Here is a 17392-nt window from a genome sequence, read left to right as displayed (position 1 = left end):
GGGAGGTGATCGACGATCATGATACGGACAGCACGACCCGGCGACGCGATCGGCGACGCCGCCCTCGACGTCGCGCCGGACATCGCGCCGGACATCGCGCCGGACATCGCAGCCGAGCGCCACACGACAGCGGCCGAGGAGCTGGCCGCCGACGGTCACTGGGAGCAGGCCTACGAGCACCTCCGGGTGGCCGTGCGGCTGCTGCACGGCCAGCCCGCACCGGCCGACGAGCTCGACCGGCTGCGTCGCGAGCACGCCGAGGCCCGCGAGCAGAGCCGCCGCGACAGCCTGACCAGCACCTACAACCGTCGCTACCTGGACGAGCGGCTCGTGACGCTGCTGACCGATCCGGCCTGCCGCACCACCGCCGGGATCTGCGTGGCACTCGTCGACGCCGATCACTTCAAGCAGGTCAACGACACGTTCGGGCACCGCTTCGGCGATCGCGTGCTGCAGCGGATCGTCGCGGAGCTGGGCAGCGGGCTGCCCGAGGGATCGTTCTGCGCGCGATACGGCGGTGAGGAGTTCGCGCTGGTCCTGCCGGGCTGCAGCCTCCGCGACGCCGTGTTCGCATGCGAGGAGGCCCGGGACCGCGTGGATCATCACCCGTGGCACGAGCTCGACGAGCGGTTGCGCGTCACCGTCAGCATCGGGGTGGCCCACAGCAACGGCCCGCTCACCGATGTCGAGCGACTGGTCGGCGCCGCCGACAGCTTGCTCTACGCCGCGAAGAACTCGGGACGGAATGCTGTGGCATACCGTGACCGGCGGGGTGGGCTCGTCCGACTGGCCGGAGCCGCGGGCGGTCGCCGCTCCGTCGCACAGCACGGACGCAGCGGCTAGTAAACTCGTGAACGGTCGCAGGGCGGGCACGGGGTTCTCCAACCCGTGACCGCCCTGCTGCATGTCGGGCCGGAGGAGGTGGCGTGGAGGACGAGTCGATCGACGATGTCCTCGCGCGTCATGGTCTGCTCCGGCCGGGGCAGACCACGCCCGATCCGTCGCGCCCGGCGCGCACCCCCGTCAGCGGTGGGCGGGCGGCTCGCAGGCGGGCCGCCGAGCTCGCCGACGAGGCAGCGGAGGCGGCCGCGCGCTCCGCCCCGCCCGAGCCGCCGCGACGATCGGGCCGGCCCGATCCTGCGGTCCCGCCGCGGGCCGCGCGGCCCCGTGCGACGGGCGGCCGGCACCCCGGACCGCCGCCCAGCACTCCCCCGGCCGCGCCGCCACCACCGCCGCCCGTGGCCCCTCCGGGGTCACAGGCCGGGTCGCGGGGGTCGTCGCGGGCGGCGCAGCCGGGACCGGTGCGAGGAGATACCCGCCGTCCCCCCGGCCCCGACGCACCGGCCCGCAACGGGAACGGTGGTCGCCCGCCGCAGGGCCGCCCCGCTCCGCCCCGGTCCGCACCCGCGCGGGCTCCGCTGCCACCGCTGTCGGAACCGCCGATCCCCTCGTCGCTGCCGCCACCACCCCCGCCGCCACCGCTGCTGCGGCCGCCGTCGAGCTCCGGTGACGCGGAGTCCCGGCGAGTCCCGCCGCGGCCACCCATCGGTGGTCCCGGGGCCGCCGGCTCACCGCCGCCCACCCGCGGGCGGACCGGGCCGCGTCCCACCGGCGGCGGGTTCGCCGGTGGTCGCACCGCGAACGGGCCCACCACCGGGCCCGAGCGGGCTCCGGGCGGTCGCGCGGCCGCAGCCCGGCCGGCCGCGGGGCCCACCGAAGCTCGCCAGGAGGGGGGCGCCCGGGCCCTCCCCGGTGCCCGCCCCGGTCCGGCCGCCGATCTCGGCAGCGGGGTGCCCGACATCAGCGAGCGCGCTGAGCGCTCCCGCCGCGACGAGCGTTCCGACAGCGACGACATCCGCGCCAGCCGCATCGACGAGACGCTGGTGCGGCTCACCGCGGCCCACGCCGGCCTCGTGCTCGGCGCCGACCCGGACGACGAGGACGTCGACGCCAAGCCGCGGTTCTCCCTGCGCGACCTGCCCCGGCCGTCGCTGGGGCAGCTGCTCCTCGTCGCGCTGGCACTGGTCGTGTTCCTGACCTCCGCCACCGGCTGGGTGACGCGCGGTTGGCTGTCCTCGTCGGTGCGCCACGTCGCCGCGCTGGACACCGGGTCCGGCGCCATCGTCGACGGCGCGGCGCAGAAGGGCGACCAGAACGTGCTGGTCGTGGCCACCGACCCGCCCGCACCCGCCGGCACCACCCAGCAGGACACCCCGCCGGGGACCTCGGCAGGCGCCGACACCGTCAGCGTCGTCCACGTCCCCGCCGGCAACGGCCCCGTCGTGGTGCTGTCGATCCCGGCCGGCCTGGAGACGACCCGCCCGCCGTGCCCGCGCTACGACCCGATCTCCGGTTCCTACACCAACGAGACCCAGAGCGCCGAGACCCGCACGCAGCTCACCTCGGCACTCGATGTCGGGGGCCCCCGCTGCGTCACGCGGGTCGTGCAGCAGCTGACCGGGCTCGCGATCACCGGGTACATCGGGGTGAGCCTCGACAAGGTCTCGCCGCTGGTCGCCGCCGTCGGGGGCATCCCGCTCTGCCTGGCCCGCCCGGTGCAGGACTCGGTGCTGGGCCCGGTGGCCCCCTCCGCAGGCCGCCAGAACCTCGACAGCCAGCACACCGATGACTTCGTGCACGCCGGCAGCGTGGCGGGCGACCCGTCGCCCGACTACGGCCGCCTCGAGCGCCAGCAGCAGGTGCTGTCCGCGGTCTTCGACGGGGCGCTGTCCACCACGGGGCTGCTGGACCTCGGTCAGGTGTCGGCCCTGCGCACCGCGATCGCGGGCGGGATCGTCGCCGACGGCATCGGGATCGACGGCATCGCCGGTGTCGCACGGACGCTGCACCGGCTCGACGCCGACGGCGTCACGTTCACCAGCGTGCCCACCAGCCCGGAGCTCAACGGTCGCGGCAACACGATGCTGCGCGACGCCGATGCCGCCACGCTGTTCTCCGCGATCCGCCGCCACGTCGCGCTGCCCGCAGCCGTCGCAGGCCCGGCCGCCACCGCCGCCGGGCCCAAGCCGGGCGACATGAAGGTGCAGGTGCTCAACGCGTCCGACACCCCGGGGCGGGCCGCGCAGATCGGCGACACGCTGCGCTCGCTCGGGTTCGGTATCGGGGACGTGTCCAACGCGCCCCAGCCCACCACCCAGACGGTGATCAAGTTCTCGCCCGACCAGGCTGCGGCCGCCGGCTTGCTGGCGAGCTCCGTGCCCGCGGCCACGTCGATCCCGGACCCCGGCGCCAACGGCGTCCTGCAGCTCATACTCGGCCGCTCGTTCGACGACGTCGTGAAGCCGCCCGTCCAGGCGCAGCCCGCCGGTGGTGCGGCCACCGCCCCACCGCCCGCGCACGTGGCCGCCTGCAGCTGAGAAGGGTGGATCCGCGAAGCGTTCACCCCCGGTTCATCTGCTCATCGGGCTCGATCCGGACAGCTCGACTACTCTCGTCCCATGCGTGACGCCTACCAGGACCAGCTCGATGAGCTGGCCGAATCCCTCGCCGCGATGTGCACCCAGGTCGCGTCCGCGATGGAGAAGGCCACCAGGGCACTCCTGGAGGCGGATCTGCAGCTCGCCGAGGAGGTCATCTCCGAGGATGCGCTGGTCGACGACACGCGCGCGGCGGCGGAGGAGAACGCGTTCGCGCTGCTCGCCCTGCAGGCCCCGGTGGCCACCGACCTGCGGATCGTCGTGTCGGCCATCCACGGCGCCGGCGACATCGAGCGCATGGGCGACCTCGCCCTGCACGTCGCCCAGGCCGCCCGGAGGCGCCACCCGCAGCCGGTGCTGCCCGCCGAGGTCGCGCCCTACTTCTCCGAGATGGGCCGGGTCGGGGTCGCGCTGGCGATCAAGGCGGGCGAGGTGATCCGCACGCGGGACCTCGCGCGGGCCAACGAGCTCGAGACCGACGACGACGCCATGGACGATCTCCACAAGCACATGTTCTCCGTGCTCATGGACCGCGACTGGGCCCACGGCGTCGGTCCGGCCGTCGACATCACGCTGCTCGCCCGGTTCTACGAGCGCTACGCCGACCACGCCGTCGCGGTCGCTCGGCGCATCGTCTACGTCGTCACCGGGCAGATGCCGGGACCGCTCACCGTCTGAGCCGGTCGGGCGTTCATCCTGCGTTCATCCTGTCCAGACGCTTCCTCGACCTGCGTTCCTTACGCTCGACCCATGCCACCCGCACCGTTGCCACAGCTGCTCGACGAGCTCGCAGAGCTGCTCGGGCAGATGTGCACCACCGTCGCCAACGCCCTGTACCGGGCCACCGCGGCGCTGCTCGACAACCGCGAGCGGCTGGCCCAGCAGGTGATCATCGGTGACGTCGCCGTCGACGCGCTGCGAGCGCGCGTCGAAGGGATCGCCACCGACGCGCTGCTGTTCCACGCGCCGGTGGCGGGCGATCTGCGCACGGTCGTCTCCGCGATCCGGTCAGCGGGTGACATCGAGCGGATGGGAGACCTCGCACTGCACGTCGCGCAGGTCGTCGAGCGGGGCAGGCGGCTGCCACCCGAGGTGTGCGGCGACTTCGCCGAGATGGGCAGGCTCGCCGTGCAGCTCGGCCGGAAGGCCGCGGAGGTGGCCCGCACCCGCAACGTCGTCATGGCCGTGGGGCTGGAGTCCGACGACGACGCGATGGACGTGCTGCACGAGCACATGTTCGGCGTCCTGATGGACGATGCGTGGCCGCACGGGGTGCCGACGGCGGTGGACGTCACGCTGCTGGCGCGCTACTACGAACGCTTCGCCGACCACGCCGTGGCCGTGGCGCGGGAGACCGTCTACGCCGTGACGGGTCAGACCCCGGAAGCGCTGGCGCTCTGACACCCAGCCGCTGAAAACGCAGCCGCCGGGCCGCTCCTCCCCCTCAGGAGCGGCCCGGCGGCATGTCGTCAGCCGAAACGTCCCGAGACGTAGTCCTCCGTGGCCTTCTCCTTCGGCTGGGAGAAGATCGTCTTGGTCTCGTCCATCTCCACGAGGTGGCCCGGCTTACCGGTGCCCTCGATGTTGAAGAACCCCGTGAAGTCGCTGACCCGCGCGGCCTGCTGCATGTTGTGGGTGACGATGACGATCGTGTAGTCCATCTTCAGCTCGTTGATCAGGTCCTCGATCGCGAGCGTGGAGATCGGGTCGAGCGCCGAGCACGGCTCGTCCATCAGCAGCACGTCGGGCTGCACCGCGATCGCGCGGGCGATGCAGAGGCGCTGCTGCTGCCCACCGGAGAGGCCGGAGCCCGGCTTGTCGAGCCGGTCCTTCACCTCGTTCCAGAGGTTCGCACCGCGCAGTGACTGCTCGACGAGCGTGTCGGTGGCGTCCTTGCGCATGCGCTTGTTGTTGAGCCGCTGGCCCGCGATCACGTTGTCGTAGATCGACATCGTGGGGAACGGGTTGGGCCGCTGGAAGACCATGCCGATCTGGCGACGCACGCCGACCGGGTCGACGCCGGGGGCGTAGAGGTCCTTGCCGTCGAGCTCGATCTTCCCCTCGACGCGCGCGCCGGGGATGACCTCGTGCATGCGGTTGATCGAGCGCAGGTACGTCGACTTGCCACAGCCCGACGGGCCGATCAGGGCGGTGACGGTCTTGGGGCGGATCGCCATGTTGACACCCTCCACGGCCAGGAAGGAGCCGTAGTAGATGTTCAGGTTCTTGGCGTCGATCGCTTTACCCATCGGGGTTCCTTATCGGGTCTTCGGCGCGAAGACGCGCGCGATCAGCCGGGCCACCAGGTTCAGCACCAGCACGATGATGATCAGGACCAGCGCGGCGGTCCACGCCCGGTCGATGAAGGGCTCGCGCGGCACACCGGGCGCCGCGTAGGAGTTGTAGGCGAACACCGGCAGCGTGGTCATGCGGCCGGAGAACGGGTTGAAGTTCAGCCCGGTGGTGAGCCCGGCGACGATGAGCAGCGGGGCCGTCTCCCCGATGACGCGGGCGATCGCGAGCGTGATGCCCGAGGCGATGCCGGCGATCGACGTCGGGATGACGACCTTCATGATCGTGCGCCACTTGGGCGTGCCGAGCGCGAACGCCGCCTCGCGCAGCTCGTTCGGCACGATCTTGAGCATCTCCTCGGTGGAGCGCACCACCACCGGGATCATCAGGACGCTCAGTGCCACCGAACCGGCGAAGCCCAGCCGGATCGCCGGACCGAAGATCAGCGCGAACAGCGCGAACGCGAACAGACCTGCCACGATCGACGGGATGCCCGTCATGACGTCGACGAAGAAGGTGATGGCGCGGGCGAGCCGGTTCTTGCCGTACTCGACCAGATAGATGGCGGTGAGCACGCCGATCGGGATGGACATCAGCGTAGCCAGCGCCGTGACGATGAGCGTGCCGACGATGGCGTGGTAGCCACCGCCGCCCTCGCCGACCACACCGCGCATCGACTCGCCGAAGAACGCGCCGTCGAACCGGGCCAACCCGTTGCCCACCACCGTGACGACGACCGAGACCAGCGGGATCAGCGCGATCAGGAATGCCACGGTCACCACGATCGTGACCAGCCGGTCGGTGGCCTTGCGACCACCTTCGACGAACCGTGAGGTCAGGTAGGTGGCCAGGCCGAAGACGACAGCGCCGAGGAACACCAGCAGCCCGATGCTGAAACCACCCGTGACCGCGAGCAGCACCCCGACCACGACGAACGCGCCGACGAACATGCCCCACGGTGCCCAGCGCGGCAGCTCGGCACGGACCAGCGAGACCGGTTCCGACGGCTGCTCCACCCGACCCTCCTGGGCCTGCTCCGTGTCGATGGTCATCAGTTGGCTCCCGAGAACTCGCGGCGGCGGTTGATGATGTAGCGGGCGATCGAGTTGACCAGCAGCGTGATGATGAACAGCACGAGGCCGGACGCGATGAGCGTGTTGACCGCGAGCCCCGTGGAGTCGGGGAACTGCAGCGCGATGTTCGCCGCGATCGACGACGGGTTCGACGAGCTGATCAGGTTGAACGTGATGATTCCCGAGCCGGACAGGATGATCGCCACGGCCATCGTCTCGCCGAGCGCGCGACCCAGGCCGAGCATCGCGCCGCTGATGATGCCGGAGCGCCCGAACGGCAGGACCGACATGCGGATCATCTCCCACCGGGTGGCGCCGAGCGCCAGCGCCGCTTCCTCGTGCAGCTTGGGGGTCTGCAGGAAGACCTCGCGGGAGACGGCGGTGATGATCGGCAGGATCATGACGGCCAGCGTCACGCTCACCACCAGCATCGTCCGGCCGGTGGCCGAGACGGGGCCCGCGAACAGCGGGATCCAGCTGAAGTAGTTGTTGAGCCAGCCCATCAGCGGCAGCGAGGCCGGCGCCAGCACGGCTACGCCCCACAGGCCGTAGACGATGCTGGGGACGGCGGCGAGCAGGTCGATCAGGTAACCGAGGCCCTGCGCCAGCTTGCGCGGGGCGTAGTGCGTGATGAACAGCGCGACGGCGACGGCCAGCGGCGTGGCGATGACCAGCGCGATCAGCGCCGACAGCAGCGTGCCGAAAACCAGCGGGCCGATGTAGGCGAAGAGGCTGAGACCGCCGGGGAGGCTCGCGGCGGGTGCGACGATCGCGGGGATCGCCTGGATCACCAGGAAGGCCGCGACCCCCGCGAGCACGACGAGGATGAAGATGCCCGCACCCCGGGCCGCACCGGCGAAGAGGCGGTCGCCGCGCTGCTGAACCGCTTTCGGCGGACGCGTCGTGGGCGTGGAGGTCGTGACCGGTGGGGCGCTCACGGCGTCCTCTCTGTCATGTGGAGGAGGCGACGATCGGACGGGAACCGCACCGACGGGGCCGGTCGCTCGTCATCCATGATGACGACCGACCGGCCCCGGCGGCTAGGTGCTGGGCATTCAGGAGATGGCGTTCACAGCCGGGGTGATGGCGGTGCGCAGCGTGTCGCTGAGCGGCGCCGAACCCGCGGCCTTCGCCGCGGCGGCCTGGCCGTCGGCGCTGATGATGTAGCTCAGGTACGCCTTGACCAGCTTGCCCTTGGCGGCGTCGGTGTACTTCGAGCAGGCGATGAAGTACGAGGCGAGCGTGATCGGGTACACCGTCGGGTCGGTGGTGGTGCGCGCCAGCTTGTAGGCGAAGGAGTTCGCGCCGCCGTCGGTCACGCGGGTGGACGCGGCCACCAGCTTGGCGGCGCCGTCGGCGGTCGGAGCGACGAACGTGTCGCCGACCTTGATCTTGGCCTTGCCCAGCGTGCCGGCCTGGCTCTCGTCGGCGTAACCGATGGTGCCCGCGCCCGCCTTGACCGCCCCGATGACGCCGGACGTGCCCTGGGCCGCCTCGCCGCCCTGCAGCGGCCAGGTGTCGCTGGCCTTGGACGTCCAGTCGGCGGGCGCCGCCTGGCTCAGGTAGTCGGTGAAGTTCTGCGTGGTACCCGACTTGTCGGAGCGGTTGACCGGCGCGATGGCCTGGTCCGGCAGCGTCTTGCCGGCATTGTCGGCCGCGATCGCCGGGTCGTTCCACTTCGTGATCTTCTTACTGAAGATCTTGGCGATGGTGGACGGCGTGAGCTGCAGGTCAGGGACGGCCGGCAAGTTGTAGACGATCGCGATCGGCGAGACGTAGACCGGGACCTCGACGTAGTCGCCTGCGCAGCGCGACTTGGCCTTGGCGATCTCGTCGCCGGTGATGTAGGCGTCGCTGCCTGCCCAGTCGACGCCGCCGCCCTCGAACTGGGTGCGCCCGGCACCGGATCCGCTCGGGTCGTAGTTGATGGTGGCGTCCGGGCTCGTTGCCTGGAAGCCCGCGACCCAGGCCTGCGTGGCGGCCTGCTGGGTGCTCGCGCCGGCGCCGGAGATCGTGCCGGACACCTTCGCTGCCCCGGTGCTGCCGGAGCCACCGGTCGCCGGCGCCGCGGCTTCGTTTGCCGCGCCGCACGCGGCGAGCAGCAGCGTGCCGCTGGCAACCACTGCCACCGCGGCGATTCGGGCACGAGTGCTGTGCCGCACGGTCTTCACGTGTAGTCCTCCGTCATGCAGTTCCCGCAGCGAGCGGACTCGCCGACGGGCCACGCGGCTCGGGGTGGCCGCACGCCGAGGAACGGTAGGTAGTGACGGTGGACGGACCCCCCCGATCAGGTAAACGGGAAATGAACAGGTCCGCGGAGGTGAGGCAGCACACTTATTCGGGCAAAGGCCGTGACCTAGCCGTGACCTGCGGGGATGTGATCAGGACCATCGCCCGTCCGGTTGCGGGTGGGTGAACGGACCTCAGTGCAGATAGGAAACGTCGGTGTCCCAACGGGTGAATCCGAGATCCTCGTACACCCGGATGGCGGCATGGTTGTCGCCTTCGACGTAGAGCATGACGTCGCTCAGGCCGCGGTCGCGCAGGTGGATCAGCCCGGCCAGGGTGAGTGCCGTGCCGAGGTGCAGACCACGGGCCGACGGATCGACGCCCAGCACGTAGACCTCACCGATGGCGGGCTGCGAGCCCGATGCCGCGTGCACCTTCGTCCAGTGGAACCCGAGCACGCGGTCGTCGGCGTCGACGGCGAGCAGGAACCCGGCCGCGTCGAACCAGCCTGCCGACTCGCGGACCGTGACCTGCTCGACGTCCCAGCCGCCCTGCTCGGGGTGCCAGTCGAACGCGGCGTTGTTGACGCGCAGGAACTCGGCCTCGTCGGCGCCGACGACGAACGGGCGCAACCGCACGCCTGGAGCGAGCTGCGGCTCCGCGATCGCGGGCTCGAGCAGGCTGCGCCGCATCCGCCACAGCTGCCTGGTCTCGGCGAAACCGAGGCGCGCGGCCAGCGCCACCGCGCCGGGGTGCGCGCCGTGGGCCCAGATGTTGAGCCGGTGCCCGGCCGCCCGCTCGATCAGGGCCGTGACCACCTGGTTGCCGATCCCGGCCCGGCGGCGCTCCGGGTGCACCACGAGTTCGCCGCCCGCGGCCGCAGCGGCGTCGGCGGGCACGTCCAGGCTCGCGAAGGCGACGAGCGTGGCGCCGTCACGGGCGAGCAGGTGCTGCGCGTCGCCGCCCGCCAGGTGCAGCAACACGTCCTCCGACACCGGCTCGGTGCCGTCGACCTCCGTGGCCGCGGCGGCCAGCGCCCGCACCTCGTCGGCCTCGGCCCCGGTGAGCCCTGCGCGCCACGACGTCTCGATCACGGCTCGACCCTACGTCGCCACCGCGCCGACCCGATGGCCACCGCGCCCATGTCGAGACGTCGGCGCCGTGGCTACCGCGTGGGCGCGGCGAGTCGGGCGCGGTGGCTCAGACGAAGCCGGCGACCTGCGGGCGGCTTCGGTCGCTGTCGTCGGAGGTGTCGTCGCCACCGTCGTCGGAGGCGGCCGCCGCGGCCAGCCCGCCGCGGCTGGGCCGCACGAACTTGTAACCGACGTTGCGCACCGTGCCGATCATCTGCTCGTGCTCGGTGCCGAGCTTCGCGCGCAACCGTCGCACGTGGACGTCGACGGTGCGGGTGCCGCCGAAGAAGTCGTAGCCCCACACCTCCTGCAGCAGCTGCGCGCGGGTGAACACCCGGCCTGCGTGCTGCGCGAGGTACTTGAGCAGCTCGAACTCCTTGTACGTGAGCTCGAGCAGCCGGCCGCGCAGCCGGGCGGCGTAGGTGGCCTCGTCGATCACCAGCTCGCCGAGCACGAGCGCGCCCCCGTCGCGACCGGCGTCGGCACCCGGCCGGGACTTGAGCAGCCGCAGCCGCGCGTCCACCTCGGCGGGGCCGGCACCGGGCAGCAGGATCTCGTCGACGACCCACTCCCCCGACACCGCGACGAGCCCACCCTCGGTGAGCACCGCGATGACCGGTGAATCCATTCCGGTGCTGCCGAGCAGCCGGCACAGGCTGCGGGCGGCCACCAGGTCGGTACGAGCGTCGACGATCACGGCGTCGTGCGGCCCGGCGTCGAGCAGCGCGGCCACCTCGGGTGCGGCCGTGCGCACGCCGTGGGACAGCAGTGTCAGAGCCGGCAGCACCGATCCTGGATCGGGATCGGCCGTCAGCAGAAGGAGCTCCACGTGGTGCCTCCTCTCCCGGGGCCCGGGAGCGTCCTGGATCGGCGCGCCCCGGTAGCGACACGGCGGGCGTCGCTGACACACCGTTCACACCCGCGTGACCCGGTCGGAACCTTCACGCGGATCGATGCAGGATAACCGGGTGGACGACACAACGGTGAGCGAAGAGGGAGCGCGCTTCGACACAGACCCGATCGGAGTGCGTCTCCCGGCGCCGGAGCGGCTGACGCTGACCAGCGCCGACGGGGTGCGGTTGCACGGCGTGCACCTCCCGACGGGCGACCCTTCCGCAGGCACCGCGCTCGTCGTCTGTCACGGGTTCACCCACCACACCGGCCATCCGACCAGCCGCTCCGTCCTCACCGCCTTCGCGCGGCACGCCCCCGTCGTCGCCGTCGACATGCGCGGGCACGGCCGCTCCGGAGGCCGCAGCAGCGTGGGTGACCGCGAGATCCTCGATCTCGACGCCGCCGTCGGTGCCGCTCGCGCCGCCGGGTACGTGCGGATCGTCACGGTCGGGTTCTCGCTGGGTGGCGCGGTGGCGCTGCGCCACGCGGCGCTGGGTGCCGAGCGGCCGGACGCGATCGTCGCGGTGAGCCCGCCCGCCCGCTGGTACTCCCGCGAGACCGCGCCGATGCGGCGCGTGCACTGGCTGCTGGAGCAACCGCACGGCCGGCTCGCCGCCCGGCTCCTCAAGGTGCGCCTCGGCGGCACCTGGGACCCGGTGCCCGCCTCGCCGGTGGAGGTCGTGGCGGACATCGCCCCCACACCGTTGCTGCTGGTGCACTTCACCGGCGACCCCTACTTCACCGCGGCGCACTCCGACGCGCTCGTCGCCGCGTCCGGCGGGCACGCCGAGCAGTGGACGAAGGCCGTCGAGGGGCACGGCGAGAGTGGCACGGATCCGGCGATCGCTGCCCTGATCGCAAGGTGGGGGTTGGCGGCGGTGGGCTGAGCGCCCGGCACCGCCCCCCGTCGACACCTGCGTGGGCCCCTTCTCTACGGTCGGACATCTCGCACCGGCACCGGGCCGGAGCGCAGGGTCGGAGGTCGGATGAGGCGCGTGATCATCGCGGCGCTCGTGCTGATAGTGCTGCTCGTGGCCGCCGACTTCGGTGCGGCGGCGCTCGCCGAGTCGGCGGTGTCGAAGCAGATGCGCCAGCAGATCGGCCTCGCCGACGACCCCTCGGTGCGCATCAACGGGTTCCCGTTCCTCACCCAGGCGATCTCCGGCCAGTACGGCAGCGTCGACGTCGACGCGACGCGGCTCACCGTCGGCCGGCTCCAGGAGGTCTCGATCTCCGCCCAGCTGCGCGACGTGACGGCCCCGCTGTCGATGCTGCTGGGCTCCGGCCCGAAGACCCTGCAGGTCAAGGACATGCAGGGCACGGCACGCATCTCCGCGAAGGACCTGCAGCGACTCGTGCCCAGCCTGACCGACCTGCGCATCGACAACATCGACGCCACCGCGCTGCAGAAGGCGGCCACCACGTCCGGCGACGCTTCGCTGGCCCAGATCGACCCGAAGAACGCCGTCCGCCTGGGCGGCACCGCCACGATTCTGACGCAGAAGTTGGACGTGTCGGTGATCGCGGTCCTGGAGCTCGTCGACGGCCAGGCCCAGATCGTGCCGCGCGACATCCGGCTCGGGGGCGACGGCGGCACGGCACTGCCGTCCTACGCCCAGCGCCCGCTGCAGCAGATGTTCACCGTGCGCGTCGACCCGGGATCGCTGCCGCTCAAGGTCACGCCCACCTCGCTGCAGGCCAAGGACGGTCAGCTCGAGATCAGCGGCACGGCTCACGACCTCGTGCTCGGCGCGGGAACCGTCGCTCCCTGATCGGGATTCCTGAGCCGCGGGGAAGGATCTCGCCCCCGTCGGTGTTGGGCACGGCGTGAGTGTCACGGGATTGCTCGTCGTGCTGGCTGTGCTGGTGCTGGCCACCGCCGCCGGGCTCGTGATGCGCGCCCGGGCCGGGCGGCTGCGCACCGGCGGCGGCGCCGCAGGCGGCTGGGCGCTGGCCGGGCTCGCTCCCGCCACCGACGAGCAGGTGCTGCTGCTGCAGCTGTCCTCACCCATCTGTGCGCCCTGCCGCCAGACCGCGGCGGTGCTGGGCGAGCTCACCGACCGCAGCCAGGGCATCGTCCACCGCGAGATCGACGTGGCCGACCAGCCCGACGTCGCCCGCGAGCTGGGCGTGATGCGCACTCCCACCGTGGTCGCGTTCGACCGTGCCGGCGCCGAGCTGCTGCGCGTGTCCGGCGTGCCGAGGGCCGCCGAGTTGGAGCTCGCGCTGGCCCCCGCGCTCGGCCTCGCATGACGCCGTCACCGGTGTGGACGACATCTGTGTCGGCCATGACCTCCCACAACCTCGGATACTCGGTTAGCATCGCCTCTGTGAACTGGCCGCTGACCCGACGACGCGCAGTAGACCTGTGCCGCGTCGGCAGCAGCCTGTGTCGGGCCTCCTGAGCCCTCGCTGCACGCCCGTCCGGGCAGTGCGCACCCGTTCGTCCCCTCAGGAGCCGTTCCATGTCCGGTCCCGACGCCATCACGCCTGCACGCGCCGCTGACCCCGCTGTCGATCCCCGCGGGGTCCGGTTCAACGCCGCACTGACCACCGTCGTGGTCGCGCTGGTCCTGCTCTCGGGCAGCGGGTGGCTGCTGGCCGCGCAGGCCGTGGTCTTCGCGCTCGGCGCGTTCGTCGGCCTGCGGTACGCGCCGTACTCGGTGCTCTACCGCACCTTCGTCGCCCCGCGGCTGGGCCCGCCCAAGGAGAAGGAAGACGCCGCTCCGGTGCGCTTCTCCCAGACGGTGGGCTTCGTGTTCGCGCTGGTCGGCGCCGTTGCCTACCTCACGGGCTTCACCACAGTGGGAATCGTCGCCACGGCCTTCGCGCTGGCGGCTGCATTCCTCAACGCAGCCTTCGGCTTCTGCCTCGGCTGCGAGATGTACGCCCTCATCCACCGTTTCCGTAAGCCGTCCAACCAGCAGGGAGCTACCGCATGAGCCGCCAGGACGTCCTGGTCACCGCCGATTGGGCCGAGAAGAACCTCGGCACCGAGGGAATCGTCTTCCTCGAGGTCGACGAGGACACCACCGCGTACGACGGCGGTCACCTTCCCGGAGCCGTTCGCATCAACTGGACCGACGAGCTGCGCGACCCCGTCCGCCGCGACGTGATCGACAAGGCCGGGTTCGAGGCGCTGCTGTCCGCCAAGGGCGTCAGCAACGACGACCTCGTGGTCCTCTACGGGGGCAACAACAACTGGTTCGCGGCCTACGCGTACTGGCAGTTCAAGCTCTACGGCCACGAGAACGTCAAGCTGCTCGACGGTGGTCGCAAGAAGTGGGAGCTCGACGGCCGCACGCTCACCACCGACGTGGTCGAGCGCCCGGCCACCACGTTCACCGGGGCCAAGGACGCCGACCTCTCGATCCGCGCGTTCCGCGACGAGGTCGTCGCCGCGATCGACACCAAGAACCTCGTCGACGTCCGCTCGCCCGACGAGTTCTCCGGCAAGATCCTCGCGCCCGCACACCTGCCGCAGGAGCAGTCGCAGCGGCCGGGCCACGTCCCGTCGGCGATCAACATCCCGTGGAGCAAGGCGGCCAACGAGGACGGCACGTTCAAGTCCGATGAGGACCTCGCCAAGCTCTACGGCGACGAGGGCTTCGACGGCGGCAAGGCCACCATCGCCTACTGCCGCATCGGTGAGCGCAGCTCCCACACGTGGGTCGTGCTGCACGAGCTGCTCGGCCACGGCGACGTCAAGAACTACGACGGCAGCTGGGTCGAGTACGGCTCGCTGGTCGGCGTGCCGATCGAGCTGGGGGTGCGCGCCTGATGTGTGCCGCACCTGACCAGTCGATCGCGCTGCCCGCCGGCACCGACCTGACCAAGGAGACCGTGCTCACCGGGCGCGTCGTGGCCGGCGGCGAGCCCGTCGGTGGTGCGTTCGTGCGGCTGCTCGACGGCACCGGCGAGTTCACCGCCGAGGTCGTCGCGTCGGCGAGCGGGGACTTCCGCTTCTTCGCCGCACCGGGCACCTGGACGCTGCGGGCGCTCTCGCGCAGCGGCAACGGCCAGGCCGTGCTCCAGGTGGACGGTCCGGGCCTGCACAAGGCCGAGGTCGCCGTCGCCTGAGCGATCACCAGCACGCAGCGGGGCCGGGACGTCGTCGACGTCTCGGCCCCGTTCTCCGTGTAGCGGCCTCCGGAATTCTGGGAACGCCGCCCGGGGACTAGGGTTCCCGGCCGTGCACTGGTTCTTCACCGGCCTCCTGATCGCGGCCAGCGCCGGCACCCTGGCGTACACCGGATACCTGCTGCGACGGCTGTTCACCACGCCGCCCGGCGAGCCCGACGCACCGATGGAGCCGACCTCGTGACCACGCCCGACCCGGACCTTCCCACCACGATCAGCCCGCCGGCCAACGCGGCGCCCGACTCGGCGCAGCGCAACCGTCCGCGGTTCGAGGACCTGCCGGTCCCCGACGACACGGCCAACCTGCGCGAAGGTCCGAGCCTGCACGACCAGTGCCTCGGGCTGCTGCCCCTGATCGGCGTGTGGCGCGGCGCGGGCGAGGCCGTGTACCCCACGATCGACGGGCCGTACGCCTTCGGCCAGCAGATCGTCTTCGCCCACGACGGCCGCCCGTTCGTCTCCTACGAGTCCCGCTCGTGGCTGCTGGGCCCCGATGGCGAGATCGTGCGCCCGGCCGCCCGCGAGATCGGGTTCTGGCGTCCGCAGCCCGACGGCGAGATCGAGGTGCTCATCACCCACGCCAGCGGGGTCAGCGAGATCTACTACGGCCGCGCCCGCAACCTCACCTCGTGGGAGATCGAGACCGATGCCGTCGTGCGCACCGCCTCGGCGAAGGACGTCACGGCATCGCACCGGCTCTACGGGCTCGTCGAGGGCGGCGACCTCGCCTACGTCGACGAGCGCGCCATGGAGGGCCAGCCGCTGCAGCCCCATCTCTCGGCCCGGTTGAGCCGCATCGCCGGCTGAGCGAGCCTCTCAGCCCCAGTACGGAGGTACGGAGCGCACCGGCTCCGGTACGCCCCGTGCCCGACGTCAGCCGGCTCGGCTGCGGGTGCCCGCCATCAGCTCGTGCACCTCGTCGGCAGGCAGGCCCGACAGCCGCGCCAGCTGGTCCTCGCGCAGGCCGGAGCCGGCCAGCCTGACCAGCACCTCGGCGAGGCGGCCGCGCTCGTGCCGCACGGCATGGGTCAGCCGCTCCAGCTGCTCGCGGCAGGCTTCCAGCTCGTCGGCGGCGCCCACCGCCCGCACCGGATCGTTGAGCAGCACCGCGAGCAGGCGGTCGCGGGCATCACCGCGGGGTGGCTCCATCCCGGTGCCGGGCTCCGCGGGCGCGGTCGGACCGGCCGGCTGACCGGGGGAACGCGATGCGGCAGCACGCACGGCGAGCGCCTGCGCGACGGCCGCCGCCACCGTGCGGCTGGAACCGGACGTCGAGGCCGGCATCCGGGCCTCCTGCGCCCGCTCCGAGCTCGACGTGCCGGGACTGGGACTGGGACTGGGGCGCGGTGGTGTCGGCCGCGGCTGCGGCACGGGCGCCGCCTCGTCCGCCGGCGGCTCCGGCGCCGCGAAGTTGTGCAGGATCGGCACCTCGGGCTCCCCGGCCACCTCCGATCCGGATGTAGCTTCAGTGCGCGCCTCGACGGCGTCGGACGGCTCGGTTGCCACAGCCCGCTCGGGCTCGGTTGCCGCAGCCCGCTCGGGCTCGGGTGCGACCGGCTCCGGCGGCATCGGCGACGGCCGGTGCTGCACCGGCGGCGGGGTCGCCCCGGCCGGTGTCGGCACGGGCTGGGGAGAGATCGGCTGGGTGGCGCTCAGCGGCTGGTCCTGCAGGGGCGCGGCAGCGGGCCGGTTCTCGGGTCCCGAAGCGGTGCTCGCGGCGGCCGCGACGGGCTCACCGCCGGGTCCGGCGAACAGCGGGAGTGCGGCCGCCTCGGCCAGCCCCAGTACGGAGGGGTCTCGCTGGACCGGCACCGCGACGGGCTGCTCAGGGACGCGCACCGTCGCCCCCTGCGGGGCGGGCATCGCGTCGAGGGAGGGCGGTAGGGGCTTCGCGGCTTCGCGCCGGGAGGCGTCGCGGTGCGACACCTCGTCCGCGACCGTGTGGCGGGGCGGCGGCGTGCTCGCCGGGGCCGCAGCGGGAGCGGGGATCGGGCCTGCGGCGGCCTCGCCCGTCCAGTCGGCCGCGGTGGGCTCCCCGACGACGCCGCTATCGGGCCGGCGACGCCGTGCACGGACGATGAGCACCACGAGCGCGATGATCACGATCACCACGCCTGCACCCAGCGGGACCAGCACTTCCGCCGATTGAGGCAGCTGCATGGATGGGCACCGTACGCCAAATGTCGTAACGGTG

The 17392-nt window shown here is 72.2% G+C and carries 19 protein-coding genes; 12 read left to right on the top strand and 7 right to left on the bottom strand.

Annotated features, from left to right (window positions below):
* Nucleotides 1-18: 18 nt before the first annotated feature.
* From ACFPFQ_RS34115 to phoU (ACFPFQ_RS34100), 4 genes are all read left to right on the top strand, one after another.
* Nucleotides 19-843, top strand: coding sequence for a GGDEF domain-containing protein (locus ACFPFQ_RS34115; protein WP_379626356.1), 825 nt, complete (start codon nt 19-21; stop codon nt 841-843).
* 83 nt (nt 844-926) lie between these two features.
* On the top strand, nt 927-3377 hold the full coding sequence (locus tag ACFPFQ_RS34110; protein ID WP_379626354.1) for an LCP family protein: 2451 nt from the start codon (nt 927-929) through the stop codon (nt 3375-3377).
* A gap of 81 nt (nt 3378-3458) precedes the next feature.
* Nucleotides 3459-4115: a phosphate signaling complex protein PhoU gene (gene phoU, locus ACFPFQ_RS34105; protein ID WP_379626352.1), complete on the top strand. Its 657-nt coding sequence runs from the start codon at nt 3459-3461 to the stop codon at nt 4113-4115.
* A gap of 72 nt (nt 4116-4187) precedes the next feature.
* On the top strand, nt 4188-4838 hold the full coding sequence (gene phoU / locus ACFPFQ_RS34100; RefSeq protein ID WP_379626350.1) for a phosphate signaling complex protein PhoU: 651 nt from the start codon (nt 4188-4190) through the stop codon (nt 4836-4838).
* Nucleotides 4839-4906: 68 nt separating this feature from the next.
* Here the strand turns inward: phoU (ACFPFQ_RS34100) and pstB are convergent, their stop codons facing one another.
* The 6 genes from pstB to ACFPFQ_RS34070 all read right to left on the bottom strand — a co-directional run bounded on the left by pstB (nt 4907) and on the right by ACFPFQ_RS34070 (nt 10993).
* Complete coding sequence (gene pstB, locus ACFPFQ_RS34095; protein WP_379626348.1) at nt 4907-5686, bottom strand: phosphate ABC transporter ATP-binding protein PstB; 780 nt, start codon at nt 5684-5686, stop codon at nt 4907-4909.
* Between the two features lie 9 nt (nt 5687-5695).
* Nucleotides 5696-6784: a phosphate ABC transporter permease PstA gene (gene pstA / locus ACFPFQ_RS34090; RefSeq protein WP_379626477.1), complete on the bottom strand. Its 1089-nt coding sequence runs from the start codon at nt 6782-6784 to the stop codon at nt 5696-5698.
* Nucleotides 6781-7740, bottom strand: a complete 960-nt coding sequence (pstC, locus tag ACFPFQ_RS34085; protein ID WP_379626346.1) for a phosphate ABC transporter permease subunit PstC — start codon at nt 7738-7740, stop codon at nt 6781-6783. The genes pstA and pstC overlap by 4 nt, the downstream gene beginning before the upstream one ends.
* A gap of 117 nt (nt 7741-7857) precedes the next feature.
* Nucleotides 7858-8931: a phosphate ABC transporter substrate-binding protein PstS gene (pstS, locus tag ACFPFQ_RS34080; protein WP_379626344.1), complete on the bottom strand. Its 1074-nt coding sequence runs from the start codon at nt 8929-8931 to the stop codon at nt 7858-7860.
* A 294-nt stretch (nt 8932-9225) separates the two neighbouring features.
* Nucleotides 9226-10125, bottom strand: coding sequence for a mycothiol synthase (mshD, locus tag ACFPFQ_RS34075; protein WP_379626342.1), 900 nt, complete (start codon nt 10123-10125; stop codon nt 9226-9228).
* Between the two features lie 106 nt (nt 10126-10231).
* Nucleotides 10232-10993 (bottom strand): winged helix-turn-helix transcriptional regulator, encoded by a 762-nt coding sequence (locus ACFPFQ_RS34070; protein ID WP_379626340.1) that lies wholly within the window; start codon nt 10991-10993, stop codon nt 10232-10234.
* 139 nt (nt 10994-11132) lie between these two features.
* Here ACFPFQ_RS34070 and ACFPFQ_RS34065 point away from each other — a divergent pair, with 139 nt between their 5' ends.
* The 8 genes from ACFPFQ_RS34065 (at nt 11133) to ACFPFQ_RS34030 (ending at nt 16005) form a co-directional block, all read left to right on the top strand.
* Entirely contained in the window at nt 11133-11945 is an 813-nt protein-coding gene (locus ACFPFQ_RS34065; RefSeq protein ID WP_379626338.1) for an alpha/beta hydrolase, read from the top strand.
* Between the two features lie 99 nt (nt 11946-12044).
* Complete coding sequence (locus ACFPFQ_RS34060; RefSeq protein ID WP_379626336.1) at nt 12045-12830, top strand: DUF2993 domain-containing protein; 786 nt, start codon at nt 12045-12047, stop codon at nt 12828-12830.
* A 55-nt stretch (nt 12831-12885) separates the two neighbouring features.
* Nucleotides 12886-13311 (top strand): thioredoxin family protein, encoded by a 426-nt coding sequence (locus ACFPFQ_RS34055; protein WP_379626334.1) that lies wholly within the window; start codon nt 12886-12888, stop codon nt 13309-13311.
* A 212-nt stretch (nt 13312-13523) separates the two neighbouring features.
* Nucleotides 13524-14000, top strand: coding sequence for a DUF4395 domain-containing protein (locus ACFPFQ_RS34050; protein ID WP_379626332.1), 477 nt, complete (start codon nt 13524-13526; stop codon nt 13998-14000).
* A complete protein-coding gene (locus tag ACFPFQ_RS34045) occupies nt 13997-14839 on the top strand; it encodes a sulfurtransferase (protein WP_379626330.1) in 843 nt (280 codons plus the stop codon). Before ACFPFQ_RS34050 ends, ACFPFQ_RS34045 begins: the two co-directional genes overlap by 4 nt.
* Nucleotides 14839-15138 (top strand): DUF1416 domain-containing protein, encoded by a 300-nt coding sequence (locus ACFPFQ_RS34040; protein WP_379626328.1) that lies wholly within the window; start codon nt 14839-14841, stop codon nt 15136-15138. Before ACFPFQ_RS34045 ends, ACFPFQ_RS34040 begins: the two co-directional genes overlap by 1 nt.
* Nucleotides 15139-15250: 112 nt before the next feature.
* Nucleotides 15251-15382 carry a hypothetical protein gene (locus ACFPFQ_RS34035; RefSeq protein ID WP_379626326.1) on the top strand — a complete coding sequence of 44 codons (132 nt, stop codon included), beginning with the start codon at nt 15251-15253 and terminating at the stop codon, nt 15380-15382.
* Between the two features lie 29 nt (nt 15383-15411).
* A complete protein-coding gene (locus tag ACFPFQ_RS34030; protein WP_379626476.1) occupies nt 15412-16005 on the top strand; it encodes an FABP family protein in 594 nt (197 codons plus the stop codon).
* A 66-nt stretch (nt 16006-16071) separates the two neighbouring features.
* Here ACFPFQ_RS34030 and ACFPFQ_RS34025 read toward each other — a convergent pair whose 3' ends face one another.
* The gene (locus ACFPFQ_RS34025) at nt 16072-17358 is read right to left on the bottom strand and encodes a hypothetical protein (RefSeq protein WP_379626324.1); all 1287 of its coding nucleotides are present in this window, start codon (nt 17356-17358) and stop codon (nt 16072-16074) included.
* Nucleotides 17359-17392 lie beyond the last annotated feature (34 nt).

The organism is Pseudonocardia sp. GCM10023141, from assembly GCF_042653605.1.
This window is presented reverse-complemented; position numbering and strand designations above follow the sequence as displayed.